Annotated in this window: 12 protein-coding genes; 9 read left to right on the plus strand and 3 right to left on the minus strand. The window is 71.9% G+C overall.

All coding sequences use genetic code 11. The features are described from left to right. Positions 1-96 precede the first annotated feature (96 nt). From DOO78_RS22960 to DOO78_RS22975, 4 genes are read left to right on the plus strand one after another with little or no spacing between them, the layout of a single operon-like run. Positions 97-1,659 carry an ABC transporter substrate-binding protein gene (locus DOO78_RS22960; RefSeq protein ID WP_111472227.1) on the plus strand — a complete coding sequence of 521 codons (1,563 nt, stop codon included), beginning with the start codon at positions 97-99 and terminating at the stop codon, positions 1,657-1,659. 1 nt (position 1,660) lies between these two features. Next, positions 1,661-2,623 carry an ABC transporter permease gene (locus tag DOO78_RS22965; RefSeq protein WP_243634754.1) on the plus strand — a complete coding sequence of 321 codons (963 nt, stop codon included), beginning with the start codon at positions 1,661-1,663 and terminating at the stop codon, positions 2,621-2,623. Beyond that, a complete protein-coding gene (locus DOO78_RS22970) occupies positions 2,620-3,435 on the plus strand; it encodes an ABC transporter permease (protein WP_111472229.1) in 816 nt (271 codons plus the stop codon). Before DOO78_RS22965 ends, DOO78_RS22970 begins: the two co-directional genes overlap by 4 nt. Further along, positions 3,432-4,874, plus strand: coding sequence for an ABC transporter ATP-binding protein (locus tag DOO78_RS22975; protein ID WP_111472230.1), 1,443 nt, complete (start codon positions 3,432-3,434; stop codon positions 4,872-4,874). The genes DOO78_RS22970 and DOO78_RS22975 overlap by 4 nt, the downstream gene beginning before the upstream one ends. A gap of 323 nt (positions 4,875-5,197) precedes the next feature. Here DOO78_RS22975 and DOO78_RS22980 read toward each other — a convergent pair whose 3' ends face one another. Next, complete coding sequence (locus DOO78_RS22980; RefSeq protein WP_111472231.1) at positions 5,198-6,358, minus strand: acyltransferase family protein; 1,161 nt, start codon at positions 6,356-6,358, stop codon at positions 5,198-5,200. Positions 6,359-6,951: 593 nt separating this feature from the next. On the opposite strand from DOO78_RS22980, the gene DOO78_RS28275 reads away from it, so the two are divergent. The 5 genes from DOO78_RS28275 (at position 6,952) to DOO78_RS23005 (ending at position 11,337) form a co-directional block, all read left to right on the plus strand. After that, positions 6,952-7,527 (plus strand): septal ring lytic transglycosylase RlpA family protein, encoded by a 576-nt coding sequence (locus DOO78_RS28275; RefSeq protein ID WP_243634755.1) that lies wholly within the window; start codon positions 6,952-6,954, stop codon positions 7,525-7,527. A 481-nt stretch (positions 7,528-8,008) separates the two neighbouring features. Continuing rightward, positions 8,009-8,374 (plus strand): hypothetical protein, encoded by a 366-nt coding sequence (locus tag DOO78_RS22990; RefSeq protein ID WP_111472232.1) that lies wholly within the window; start codon positions 8,009-8,011, stop codon positions 8,372-8,374. Between the two features lie 122 nt (positions 8,375-8,496). Continuing rightward, on the plus strand, positions 8,497-8,865 hold the full coding sequence (locus DOO78_RS22995; RefSeq protein WP_111472268.1) for a RidA family protein: 369 nt from the start codon (positions 8,497-8,499) through the stop codon (positions 8,863-8,865). Between the two features lie 312 nt (positions 8,866-9,177). Next, on the plus strand, positions 9,178-10,179 hold the full coding sequence (locus tag DOO78_RS23000; RefSeq protein WP_111472233.1) for an NAD-dependent epimerase/dehydratase family protein: 1,002 nt from the start codon (positions 9,178-9,180) through the stop codon (positions 10,177-10,179). 36 nt (positions 10,180-10,215) lie between these two features. Further along, positions 10,216-11,337 (plus strand): DegT/DnrJ/EryC1/StrS family aminotransferase, encoded by a 1,122-nt coding sequence (locus DOO78_RS23005; RefSeq protein ID WP_456309916.1) that lies wholly within the window; start codon positions 10,216-10,218, stop codon positions 11,335-11,337. Between the two features lie 142 nt (positions 11,338-11,479). On the opposite strand, the gene DOO78_RS23010 is transcribed toward DOO78_RS23005, so the two are convergent. Beyond that, positions 11,480-12,232 carry a hypothetical protein gene (locus DOO78_RS23010; protein WP_111472234.1) on the minus strand — a complete coding sequence of 251 codons (753 nt, stop codon included), beginning with the start codon at positions 12,230-12,232 and terminating at the stop codon, positions 11,480-11,482. Positions 12,233-12,312: 80 nt separating this feature from the next. Next, positions 12,313-13,164 carry a transglutaminase-like domain-containing protein gene (locus DOO78_RS23015; RefSeq protein WP_111472235.1) on the minus strand — a complete coding sequence of 284 codons (852 nt, stop codon included), beginning with the start codon at positions 13,162-13,164 and terminating at the stop codon, positions 12,313-12,315. Positions 13,165-13,169 lie beyond the last annotated feature (5 nt).

Below are 13,169 nucleotides of genomic sequence, written 5' to 3' on the forward strand. Positions count from 1 at the left end.
CCCTCGCAGGCCTGCACGTCATCGCCTTCGTCAGCCTCATGCTCGCCAAAGCCACAGCCGCCTTCGACTTGGTCCGTAACACCGTCTAGGCCGCCCATGCGCCGTCGCCGCCTTCCCGCCCTCGCCGCCGCCTGCCTCGCGCCCGCCCTGCGGCCCGTCGCGGCCCAGGCGGCGACAGGGACGGGGGCAGGGGCGGTGGACGAGCGCGTGCTGCGGATCGTCGCGCCCATCGAGATCGGCGGCCTCGATCCGGCGCGGTCCGGCTTCATCTTCACCCGCATGGGCGTGGTCGAGACCTTGCTGGCGGCGGATGCCGAGGGCCGGCCGGTGCCTGCCCTGGCGGAGCGCTGGTCGGTCGATGCCGCCGGCCTCGAATGGCGCTTCACGCTGCGCCCCGGCCTGCGGTTCCACGACGGGTCCGCCGTGACGCCGGGGGCGGCCGTGGCCAGCCTGCGGCGCGCCCTCGCCGATGCGACGGCCCTGGCGCGCGCGCCCGTCGCGACGCTGGACGTCGCCGGCCGCGATGTGGTGATCCGGCTCGCCCGACCCTTCTCGATCCTTCCGGCCGTCCTGGCGAATTACGGCAGCGGGATCCTGGCGCCCGCCTCCTATGACGCCGCCGGCCATGTCCAGGCGGTGATCGGCACCGGCCCTTACCGTGTCCTCTCCATCACGGCGCCGATGCGGCTCGAGGTCGAGCGCTTCGATCTCTGGTGGGGGCCGCGCCCGGAGATCAGCCGCGCCATCTATCTGGTCGCGGGACAGGGCGAGGCGCGCGCCGCCATGGCGGAGAGCGGCCAGGCCGACCTGGTCTTCGGCCTGCATCCGGCGACCATGGCGCGGTTGCGGCGAAACCCGGCGCTGGAGGTGCGGGCCGTCGCCATCCCGCGCAGCCGGATCCTGAAGCTGAACCTGGCCTCGCCCTTCTTCGACAGCCTGGCGGAGCGCCAGGCCCTCGACCTCGCCATCGACCGCCAGGGCATCGCCACGGCGCTGCTGCGCAATCCCTCCCTGGCCGCGACGCAGCTCCTGCCGCCGATGACGGGCGACTGGCACCTGGCCGACCTGCCGCCAGCGGAGCGCGACCTGCCGCGCGCCCGGGCGCTGCTGGCCTCGGCGGGCTGGACCCCGGGGCCGGACGGCATCCTGCGAGACCGGCAGGGCCGTCGTTTCCGGGTGGTGCTCACCACCTATTCGACCTGGCCCGAGCTGCCGGCCATCGCCACCGCCCTGCAGGCGCAGTTCCGCGAGATCGGCGTGGATGTCGATGTCTCGATCGGCAACACCTCCGACATCCCGCGCCTGCATCGCGACGTGACGCTCGAGCTCGGCCTGATGTCGCGGAACTACGCCCTGGTGCCGGATCCTCTGGGGACCATCCTCACCGATTTCGCGCCGCAGGGCAGCGATTGGGGGGCGATGCACTGGACGGACCCGCAATTGGCTGCGGCGCTCGCGCGGCTGGAGGGCGCCACGGCGCCGGAGGAGCGCCGGGCGCTGACGCAACGCGCGAGCGCCATCCTGCACGAGCAGCGGCCGGTGATCCCCATCGCCTGGTCCGAGCTCGCCGTCGCCATCGGCCGCCGCGTCGGGCATGTCGCCATCGACCCGTTCGAGACCAGCTACCGCCTACAGGACATGCGCTGGAGGGAGCCGTAGCGTGGGCGGGAACGCATGGCGCGTCCTGCGGCCGCTGCTGTCGCGCCTCGGTCAGGCGGGTCTCGTGGCGCTGCTGGTCGGTTGCATCGGCTTCGCGCTGATGCACGCCCTGCCGGGGGACCAGGCCTTCCGCCTCGCCGCCGAGCGCTATGGCCCCGACATAGTGGATGCCCGCGCCGCAGCCGCGATGCGGGCGGAACTCGGGCTGGACCGGCCCCTGGCCCTGCAACTGCTCGAATGGCTCGGCCGTGTCGTCCGGCTGGACCTGGGCCGCTCCCTGGTGACCGGCGAGCCGGTGATCCAGGAGTTGCGCGTCCAACTTGGCTATACGGCGCTGCTCGCCGGCATGGCCCTGCCGCTCTCGGCCCTGATCGGCCTGCCGCTCGGCATCGCCGCCGGGCTGTGGCGGGGCCGCTGGCCGGACCATGCCGTGCTCAGCCTGGCGGTGCTGCTGCGCGCGGTGCCGGCCTATGCGCTGGGCCTGGCGCTGATGGTCCTGCTGTCGGTCCGGCTGCGCTGGCTGCCGCCCGGCGGCTTCGAGGGCTGGGCCGAGCTCGTGCTGCCCTCGCTCACCCTCGCCCTCGGCCTCGCGGCGGTGTCGAGCCGCGTCGCGCGGGAGTCGGTCGCGGCCGTCGCCGCCTCGCCCGTCCTGGCCTTCGCCCGATGGAAGGGCCTGTCGGAGCGGGATGCGGTGCGGCGGCACGGCCTGCGCAACGCCGCCATTCCCGTCCTCGCCGTGCTCGGCCTGCAGCTGATCGGGCTCGTCGAGGGCATCCTCATCGTCGAGACCCTGTTCGGCTGGCCCGGCATCGGCCACGCCCTGGTGCATGCCATCTTCGCGCGCGACGTCCCCCTCGTGCAGGGCACCGCCCTGATCATGGGGCTCGGCGTCGTGCTGCTCAACGCGGCGGTCGATCTCGCCTGCCTGCTGATCGACCCGCGGCGCGGCAGGCAGGCAGCGTGAGCGGCCTTGCCTTTGGCCGACGCGTCGCGGCGCTTCCCTGCGCCCGCCTGGCCGGCGCCGGTCTCCTGCTGCTCCTGCTGGGTTTCGGCCTGGTCGGGCCGTGGCTGATCGAGGCCGATCCCGCGCGGCAGGACCTCATGGCGTCGCTCGCCCCGCCGGGGGCGCGCTTCCTGCTCGGCGCCGACCATCTCGGCCGCAGCATGCTGGCGCGCCTTGCCCATGCGGTGCGGCTGTCCTTCCTGCTGAGCGGGCTGACCGTCGCCGCTGCCGGCCTGCTCGGCACCGCGCTGGGGCTTCTCGCCGCCTGGGAGGGCGGCTGGCTGGACCGCGGGCTGAGCCTGCTCTCGGATACCGTGCTGGCCCTGCCCGGGCTGCTGCTCGTGCTGCTGGTGATCGCCTTCGCGCCGGGACAGATCCTGCCGCTCGCCGGTGGCATTGCCCTCGCCCTGTGGGTGGAGTTCTTCCGGGTGACGCGCGCCCAGGCGCGCAGCCTGCTGGCGCGGCCGCATGTGGAGGCGGCCCGGCTGCTCGGCTTCGGCCGGGCCTATATCCTGGGGCACCTCATCCTGCCGGAGCTGGCGCCCATCCTGTTCACCCTCGCGGGGTTCGGGATCGGCGGGGTGATCCTCACCGTCGCCACGCTCAGCTTCATCAGCATCGGCCTGAAGCCGCCGACGGCCGAGCTCGGCGGCATGACCAGCGAGATGCTGCCCTATCTCGCCGAGGCGCCGTTCCAGGCCCTGCTGCCCAGCCTCTTCGTCGCCCTGGCCGTCCTGGCCTGCCATCTGCTCGCCGGGGGCCGCCCGCGATGAGCGGCCATGTCCGGCTCCGCGACCTGACGGTGCAGGCCGCCGACGGTACGCCGCTCGTCGCGGGGCTGTCGCTTGCGGCGGGCCCTGGTACGCCCCTGGTGCTGCTCGGCGAGACCGGGTCGGGCAAGTCGCTGGTGCTGCAGGCCATCATGGGCGCCCTGCCGCCGCATCTGCGGCGCACGGGCGAGGTGGTGCTGGATGGGCAGCCGCTGCCGGAGGGGCGGGCGCGGCGCGGGCTCTGGGGCCGCCGGATCGCGCTGCTGCCGCAGGAGCCCTGGCTGGCGCTCGACCCGACCATGCGGGCGTTGGCGCAGGTCGCCGAGGTCTACCGCCTGGTGCGGGGGATGCCGGCGCCGCGCTCCCGCGCCGAGGCGGAGCAGCGCCTGCGGGATCTCGGGATCGAGGAGGCCGCCCGCCTCTATCCCTTCCAGCTCTCCGGCGGCATGGCCCAGCGCCTTGCCCTGGCCGTGCTGCGGGCCACGGACGCGCCGCTGCTGCTGGCGGACGAGCCGACCAAGGGGCTCGATGCGGCGCGGCGGGACGAGGCGGCGCTGCGCCTGCGCGACGAGGCCGGGCGGGGGCGGACCGTCATCGCCGTGACGCATGACATCGGCGTCGCCCGCATCCTGGGCGGCCATCTCGCCGTCATGCTGGAGGGCCGCATCCTCGAGCAGGGGCCGTCGGAGAGGCTGCTGCGCGACCCCGCGCAGGATTACACGCGCCGGCTGATCGCGGCGGAGCCGTCCCAATGGCCGACCCAGTGGCGGGCGCCCTCCATCGCCCCGCCCCGCCCGGCGGGCGAGGCCGTCGTCGAAGGGCGCCGCCTCGGCAAGCGCTTCCAGGACCGCGCCGTGCTGCGGGAGGTGGATATCGCGGTCGGGCGCGGCGAGGTGGTGGCCGTCCTCGGCCCGAGCGGCTGCGGCAAGACGACGCTTGGCGACCTGCTGCTCGGCTTGCTCCCCCCGAGCCAGGGCGAGGTGCGGCGCGCCGCCGGCCTCGCCCCCTGGCGCTTCCAGAAGCTGTACCAGGACCCGCCGAGCGCCTTCGCCCCGCATCAGAGCATGCGCGATGCCCTGCGCCATCTCGGGCGGCGGCATGGCCTGGCGCCCACCCTCTTCGAAGGGTTGCGCGACCGCCTGCGCCTGCCGCCGGCGCTGCTCGACCGGCGCCCGGCGGAGCTGTCCGGCGGCGAGCTGCAGCGCTTCGCCCTGCTGCGCGCCCTGGCGCTCGATCCGGTTTTCCTTTTCGCGGACGAGCCGACATCGCGCCTCGATCCCATCACCCAGCAGGAGGTTGCGCTGCTGTTGCGCGGGCTGGTCTCCGAACGCAATCTGGGCCTGCTCCTCGTCACGCATGACGCGATGCTGGCCCAGCGGATGGCCGATCGCGTCTTCACCATCGAGGCGGCGAGGCTTCTTCCGGCAGGCCGCGCGGGCTGAGGCGCGGCCGACCGGTCCTGGAGCAGATCCCGATCGGATGAGTCCACCAGAACGGCATCCCGGCGACGACGTCGACCTCGCCGTGCAATGCGAGACGTGGGGCTGCGCCTGGCCGCCTTGCCCGCCGACGCGAGGGCGGTGCCACGGCTACCACGCGGACCCTGACCCCGCGGGCGTCCGCCGAACAGGCCCAACACGTTCGACGAGTTGCGTCGCCCCCGGGCGGGCGTAGGGGGCAGGACCGCCGCTCAGTGATACCGGACCTATGCAGCCGGCCGAAGGGCCGCGGTCGGGTGGCCGGTGCGGGTCATGCCCAGCCGGGACTATTGCTGCCAGGCGAGTTGCGTCTCGCGCCGGTGCCGGCCTGGCCCGCCTTCGCCCAGCACCCAGGCGGCACGACGGCGCATGATCCAGGCGAAGATGATCGGCAGGGTGAGGCCGAAGACGAGATTCAGCGGCACCATCCAGATGCTGGCCCGCAAGACCGCCTCGGGGCGATGCGTCGCCGCGGCGACGAGGGTGGTGATGCCGCCGAAGACCAGCACATGCAGCGGGAAGATGACACGGCTTTCGAGCGACAGCGCGCGCAGCGAGCGGCTCGCCGGCAGGAGAACCGACACCCCGATGAGGCCGGCCGTGCCGAGCGCGGCGCCGAGCAGGTAGAGCAGCGGGTCGCCGAAGCGCATCGCGTTGATGTTGACGAAGCCGTTCACCCCGGCGATGGCGGCGGTGAGCAGCAACCCGGACAGCGACAGGAATGCCAGGACCAAGCGGCCAACGGGCGTCCGTTGGGCGGACAGCAGCGTGCGGCGCGGGCCGAACAGGAGGCCGGCGAGGAAGAACATCGAGGCGACCGCGGCGCTGTCGGCGCTCCAGGGCAGCCGGACGGGCAGGGGCCCCATGACGATCATGGCACAGGCCAGGAGCGTCGCCAGCGCCAGGGCCCAGACGCGGCCCACCAATCGCATCAGGAGCAGCGAGCTGCAGGCGGTGAGGAAGAGCGCCGGGAAGAACCAGAGCACGCTGTTGGCGGGAATCCAGTCGGCAACGCCATAGGCGATGCCGCCCGCCATGTGCAGCAGGCTCCGCCACTGCGGCAGTCCGCCATGATGCAGCAACGCCGCCGCCTGCACATAGGCGAGCGTCAACAAGCCGAAGAAGGCGAAGGGGATCAGCAGGCTGTGGGCGAAGCGATGCAGCTGTCGCGGCCAGGGTTCGCCCGAGGCGGCGAGGGCGGTCACCCCGGCCAGGAAGAAGAAGAGCGGCATGTGGAAAGCGTAGAGGACGTCACGTGCATAGCCGGGAGAGAGCGCATGTCCCAGCACCACGAGGACGATGCCCATGCCCCGCGCATTGTCGAGCCAAGCGATCCGCTCCGCTGATGCCCTGTGGCGCGAGCCCGTCCGTTCGCCCGACCAGGCCGGGTCAGCGGTGTTCGGTGCGGCACGTGAGCTGCGAAGGGTGGCGCTCTCGGACTCTGCCATTCAGTCAACTCCGGGACGATGCAGTGATCACAGGGAACGAGTGATGCTCTGATGCGGGCTCTTTCGATGCAGCAGTGCAGCGACCGCGCGATGTGAGCGAACGACACGCTCGATCAGCGCGGTTTGAATGCGCAAGAGATGCCAGACCATATCACGGAGTCAATCACAGGCAGCGAGCACGGCGAAAGGCAGCAGTGGAGTGGCACGCAGACAAGACGCGTCGTCGCTGTGCTGGCCACCAGCTTTGCGGATGCCGCGTGGCGCCAGGAACGATCGCGACACGGCACGCCGCGACATCGGACGGAGTGCAGGGCATCGTCGATGGCAATGCCGTGCTGGGATCGGCAGCGAAGTGTGCAGAATGTCCTAATGCAGTATTGCAGCCATGACAGCGGAGATGCAGCGTGGCGTTTGCCTGCACAGGCTTCGGCTTGCACGATCGGGGCAATGATGCTTTATGGGGTCGCAGGATGTTCTGACGGACATCTCGTCGATCTGGGCGTGCGTGTCCGGTTGCGCTTTTCGACTAGGATTGCGGCCTCGTTCGCGCGGCCGATCATCGTGATTCATGCGTGCTGGGGAGGTGTCTCGCGTTGAACGGTCTCAATTCGGGCGCTGCACTGCGTCGTTCTGCACGCTTCATGGCGAGCAATGCGGCAAAGTCGTGGCACGGCCGAGTCGTGACGCGCGGGATCATGCTTGGCCTGACCTCGCTGGCAGCGGCCTGTGCGCAGCAGGCTCCGATGCCGGATGCCGCCCTCATCGTGTCGAACATCGCCACCTCGCAGCCCGTGGCGGAGATGCAGCGCGAGGTTGAGCCGCAACCGGTCGTCGCACGGTCGCCGGCCATGCGTCCCGTCGGCAGGCCGCAACTCGGTAAGGCGTCCTATTACGGCCCGGAATTCACGGGCCGCACCATGGCCAATGGCAGGCGCTTCGATCCAGGCTCCACCAGTGTTGCGCATCGCACATTGCCCCTCGGCACGAAGGTGCTTGTCAGGAACCTGGACAATGGCCGGGTGACGACGGCGACGGTCGAGGATCGCGGCCCCTTCATCCAGGGGCGGATCATCGATGTCAGCCCGCGGCTCGCGGAACGCCTCGGGATGCTGCGGGTGGGGGTGGTGCCGGTCGAGGTGCTGCCCGTCGAGGTGGCAGAGGCGCCGTAGCGGCACCCTGTCCGGTCGGGCAACCAGTCGGGGCGATGACTGTCGGGCCCGGATGGGGCGGTATGCCTTCCGGCTGGAGCAGATCCCGATCGGGTGGACGCACCTGATCGGCTGAAGATGCTCTGAAAGCAGGAGCCTAGGGCGTCGAGCCGGGGATAGGGGCTTTATCGCCTGCCCATGACGGCGGGGCCCTGCTTGGCAGCGGGGGACTTCCCCGCCCATCGAGGGCCATTAATCAAATGGCCACTCTTTGAAGTGCAGAATTCCTGTAATTCGCGTTTGGTATTCCTGGCATGGCCAGAGGCCGCCAGGCCGGCCGTGCTGTGGTGGCAGCGCGCAATTATGGGTATCTCGCCGAATGGGTGGCGGCAGCCCAGGCAGGGGGAAAGCAGGGTGCGATGGGGGGAAAGGACGGCCTCGAGGTGGGCCCGGCCGGCGCGCAGCGCCAGGCCCAGGCATGACGCCGCTCCCGCCTGACCGGATGGCCGGCATGCCCCTTCAGAACGCGCTGGACCTCTCGCGGGAGCCGGCCTTGCACAGCTTCATCACCGGCATCGGTGAGCGCGCCAGCCTCGATGAGCTGGCACGGTTGCGCATCGGCACGGCCCTGCGCCTCCGCCGGGCGTCGAAGCCGATCCGCGGCTGCGCGGTCGAGATCCGGTCTCCGGCCGGCAGCCCGCTGGGATGGCTGCCCCGGGAGGATGAGGCGGCGCTCGAAGCGCTGGGGATCGACCCCGACACGGCAACGGTCCGGGTGGCCGCCATCGTTCCCGCCTTCCAGCGGCCGCGGGTGCGCATCCAGATCCTCCTGCCCGATCCGGTCGCCGAGGTCGCGCCCGCGGCCTGATCCCCGGCGGGCCGGGGGCGACCATCCCTTGGGCGATAGGGCGCCCGGCCGGTCCCGACCCGGCTGTGCCCGGCCAGGCCGCCGCGCTATCAGGGCCTCTCCATGGCGTGAGGAGAGGGATGATGGCGATCCGGCGGCTGGCCGAGGAGGAGCGGCTCTCCGGGGCGGTGGTGCAGGGCGGCCTTGTCTGGCTGGCCGGCCAGGTGGCCGAGGATCCCAGCCTCGACGCGGAAGGCCAGACCGCCGACATCCTGGCCCAGATCGATGCGCTGCTCGCCGCGGCGGGGAGCTCGAAGCGGAACCTTCTCAGCGTCACCATCGTGCTGGCCGATATCGCCGATGCTGCGGCCATGAACCGTGCCTGGGATCGCTGGCTGGACCCGGCCGCCAAGCCCGCCCGCATGACCATCGAGGCGGCGCTGGTCGATCCCCGCTGGAAGGTCGAGATCACCGGCGTCGCCGCCCTCGGCGCCGGGGCGGCCGTGGCCTGACAATGCCGCCGGGGGCGGGGAGGGGGGCCGAGAGGCCGCCCGCTCGCCGCGGCGCGGCCGCGGGCTCGCCAGCCCTGCCCCGAAGGGCTACAGCGGCAGCCCGCGTGTCTCGGCGACGACCTGGTCATTTGGCCGGCCTGCGAGGCAGGCAGGAGCCCTGCTGCCTGCGGGGCCGGCCCGCACCAGCCCCGGGATGATCGCGCCGCCCCGCCATCGCCGGCGCGCGGGCTAGCTTCCGCCGCAATTCGCGGCGATCACTGATGCAGGACTGGGCAATGGCTGCGCCCCGGCCCGCAGGAGGATGCAGGATCGATGACCGACGCGGAACGGGCCGCCTTCTGGCGCGGCAAGCGCGTCCTGGTGACGGGCGGGGCCGGCTTCCTCGGCAGCGCCCTTTGCCACGGCCTGGCGAGGCTCGGGGCCCGGGTCACCGCCATCGATGCGATGATGGAGGAGGGCGGCGCCAACATCGCCAATCTCGAGGGCGCCTCGGTTCTCCTGGTGCGCGGCGACATCCGCGACGTCGAGCTGCACTCGCTCTGCCAGGATGTCGACGTCCTGTTCAACATGGCGGCGCAGACCAGCCATATGGGCGGCCAGCGCGATCCGGTCGCGGATATCGCGATCAACGCGGTGGCACAGGTCCGCCTCATCCAGGTGCTGCGCGAGGCGGCGCCGCGCGCGACGGTGGTGCATGCCTCGACCCGGCAGTTCTACGGCCGGCCGCTCCGCCTGCCGGTGGACGAGCTGCATCCGGTGCAGCCGCCGGATGCCAACGGCGTCTCGAAATTCGCCGGCGAGCAGTATTGGCTGCTGGAGCAGCGCGTGCACGGCCGGCCGGTGGTCGCCTTGCGGCTGACCAATTGTTACGGCCCGCGGCTGCGGATCCGCGACGCCAAGCAGACCTTCCTCGGCATCTGGCTGCGCCGGGTGCTGGAGGGCGAGACCTTCGAGGTTTGGGGCGGCGAGCAGCTGCGCGACCTGACCTATGTCGACGACGTGGTCCAGGCCTTCCTGCTGGCCGCCGAGGTGGCGCCCCGGCCGGAGGCGGCCGGCCGGGTCTTCAACCTCGGCGGCTCCGCCCCCGCCTCCCTCATCGAACTCGCCGAGCGACTCATTGCGGCGAATGGCGGCGAGGGGCAGTATGTGGTGAAGAGCTTCCCGGCCGATCGTGCACCCATCGACATCGGCAGCTACCATGCCGATGACCGGGCCTTTCGCGCCGCCACGGGCTGGACGCCGAGGGTGGGCCTCGACGAGGGCCTGGCGCGGTCGCTGGAATGGTACCGCGCGCGGCTGGCCGATTACACCTGACGGCATCCGGGACTTTCGATGACCGACGCATCCGCCATGATGATTCCGCAGGCCGCGCCTGGCGCCGGCTACCTCGCGCAGCAGCCGGCGATCGACGCCGCCGTGCAGCGCGCCCTGGCCTCGGGCTGGTACATCCTCGGCCGCGAGGGCGAGGCCTTCGAGCGCGAATTCGCCGCCTGGCTGGGGGTGACGCGGGCGGTCGGCTGCGCCAACGGCACCGACGCCCTGGCCCTGATCCTGCGCGGCCTCGGCATCGGCGCGGGGTGCACCGTCGCCACCGTCTCCCACACCGCGGTCGCAACCGTCGCCGCCATCGAGATGGCGGGCGCCACGCCCCTGCTGCTCGATATCGACCCGGACACCTACACCATGGATCCGGAGGAGCTCGCTGCGGTGATCGAGGATCCGCCGCCCGGACTGCCGCCTCTCCGCGCCGCCATCGCGGTGCATCTCTACGGCCAGGCCTGCGACCTCGACCCGATGCTCGAGGCCTGCGGCGAGGCGGGGGTGGCGCTGATCGAGGATTGCGCGCAGAGCCATGGCGCGACGCTGCACGGCCGCAAGCTCGGCACCTTCGGCGCCGCTGCCGCCTTCTCGCTCTATCCGACCAAGAATCTCGGCGCCCTCGGCGATGCCGGCGTGCTGGCGACCGATGATGGGGCGCTGGCCGACCGCATCGCCGCCATCCGGCAATATGGCTGGGAGGAGCGCTACATCTCCACCATGGCCGGGGTGAACAGCCGCCTCGACGAGATCCAGGCCGCCATCCTCCGCGTCAAGCTGCCGGTGCTCGATGCCGGCAATGCGCGCCGCCGCGCCATCGCCGATGCCTATGACGCGGCGCTCGCCGGCGGACCGCTGGCGCCGCCGCAGCGCCGGGCGGATGCCGAGCATGTCTTCCACCAATACGTGCTGCGCAGCCCGCATCGCGCCGATCTCATGGCGCGGCTGCGCGCCGCCGGGATCGGCACCGGCATCCATTATCCGATGCCGGTGCATCTGCAGCCGGCCTACCGGCACCGGGTGGCGCTCGGGCCGGCCGGCTGCACCGAGACGGCGAGCGCCGCCGGCGAGGTGTTCAGCCTGCCCATCTATCCCGAGCTGACGGATGCCGAGGTGGAGCGCATCGGCGCGGCCCTGCGCGACCTGGGGCGCTGAGCCGGCCGCGCGGCGGGGCAGGGGGCGGAGGCCTGGCGCGCGATCGCCGGAGGTGGCCTCACCGAAGGCGTGAATCACGCGACCAGACAATGCGCTGGAGCATGATCCGCGAACCGGAGTGAGCGGATCATGCTCCAGCCGCCTACCCGCCGTAGCGCGCCGCCGGTTGGCCGGCATAGTCATGCGCCCCGACATGCGTGAGGCGTCCCGCGGTATCGAGCCAGATCTTGCCGCCGATCGCCCGCCAGCGACGGCAGAAGGTGAAATCCTCGCTGAGATAGACGCCCGTCTCGCGGTCGATGACGCAGTCGAACAGCGCATGCAGCTCCGGCCGGGAGGCGGCGCCGGGGGCGAAGGCGTGGATGGCGCGGTACCGCGTCTCGGGATAGGCGGCGATCATGCGCTCGATCGCGGCGCGGCGGATCAGCATGAAGCCGGTGCCGGCATACTCGGCCGTGACGAAATCGCCGTCGCGCTCCGCCGCCGCGCCGGCCGCCGGCGTCCCGACATAGAGCAGCGGCGCCGTGTCCAGCGCCTCGCCGGCCGCGACGCGGGCGCAGGCGGCCCCGTCCCAGCGGATCGCCTTGATGGGGTAGAGGCCGGCGACGACGTCCTTCTCCGCGGCCAGCATGCGGCCGAGCTGCTCCGGCTCGAAGGCGATGTCGGCATCGACGAAGAGCAGATGCGTCGCCTCCCGCGTGTCGAGAAAGCGGCCGAGCAGCGTGTTGCGGCTGCGGGTGATCAGGGAATCATGGCCGAGCATCTCGAGGCTGAGGCCGATCTCCCGCTCGGCCGCGTAGCGCATCAGCCGGATCACCGAGAGCATGTAGTCCTGGTGCACCAGCGCCCCGAAGCAGGGGGTGGCCACCACGACGCTCGCCTTCGCCTCCCGCATCCGCCCCTCCCGTCGCTGAACCGGGCCGGCTTACGCCCCGGTTCCTTTCGATATCGCTACCGGCGACGGGAGGGCGGCTCTCAGGCGGAGGTGAGGGAGATCGCGCGGGTGGTCAGGGGACCCTCGGCGGTGCGGTCCAGCGCCTCGATCCGCACCTCCGGCTTGCCGTAGCCGACCGGACCGAAGGGCGAGCAGAAGGCCACCTCGGCGGCATCGCGCCCGACGCCGATGCGGACCAGCCCATCCGGCGCCGATTTCCGGGTGGGGTCGAAGAGGAACCAGGCGCCGCCCTCCGGCCCCTCCAGCCAGGCCTCGAGCACGGCGTGGAAGTCAGGCGGCGAGAGCCGCCAGGCATAGGCGCTGACGAAGCGGGCCGGGATGCCGAGGGCGCGGCAGAAGGCGATGCCGAGATGCGCGAAGTCGCGGCAGACGCCCTGGCGCTGCAGCAGGGTGTCGCGGGCCGAGGTCTGCTCGTCGCTGCTGCCTGCCACATAGTCGATGTTGTCATGCATCCAGTTGCAGATGGCGGTGACCCGCTCATGGTCCTGCGGCAGGCCGCCGAACTCCTTCTCCGCATAGGGGCGCAGCAGGTCGGCCTCGACGTAGCGGCTGGGATAGAGATGCGTCAGCGCCTCGAGCGGCAGGCGGCCGGCCGGCGCCTCCCGCAGGCTGGCCGGATCGATGGCGGCCGGATGCAGCGTGACGGTGGCGTCGTAGCGCAGGGTGAGCGTCCCGCGCCCGGCGCAGAGGCGGAAATACCGGTTGCCGCTCTCCGGCATGTCGAAGCGCTCGAGCGGCAGGTTCGGGGCGAGGCTGAGGGTTTCCTCCTCCACCACCTGGCCGGGGCGACGCTGCGCCTCGATGTTGAAGATGAAGGGCGTGTTCTCCGCCTGCACCTCGTAGTCGAGTTTGCACCCAAGCTTGTAGCGCATCACTT

It is taken from the genome of Roseicella frigidaeris, assembly GCF_003258945.1.
Lineage (GTDB): Bacteria > Pseudomonadota > Alphaproteobacteria > Acetobacterales > Acetobacteraceae > Paracraurococcus > Paracraurococcus frigidaeris.